This window comes from Oleiphilus sp. HI0043, assembly GCF_001634935.1.
Window position 1 is genome coordinate 1 of the sequence record NZ_LWEY01000971.1, and the last position, 336, is coordinate 336.

1 pseudogene is annotated in these 336 nt (G+C 46.4%); it reads right to left on the reverse strand.

The features are described from left to right. Window positions 1-336, reverse strand: a pseudogene (locus tag A3729_RS10585) (urea ABC transporter permease subunit UrtC); the annotation flags it as partial.

Below are 336 nucleotides of genomic sequence, written 5' to 3' on the forward strand. Positions count from 1 at the left end.
CGATAACTGCACCAATCAAAGTTCCTCGGCCACCCACTGCTACCCAGATCACCATTTCGATAGAGTTAATGGGTGAGAATTCACCTGGGTTAATAATACCGACTTGAGGAACGTACAAGGCACCCGCTACTGCCGCAATCACAGCTGAGTAGACGAACAACCAAACTTTATAGCGCTCAGTACGATAGCCAATAAAACGTGCTCTGTTTTCACCATCACGAATCGCGACAATAACCTTGCCAAAGCGTGATTTAAATATCGCATGGCTCGCAAGCAACACTAAACACAATATGACAGAGGTGGCGACAAACAAACCAATTCGCGTGCTGTCTGCTT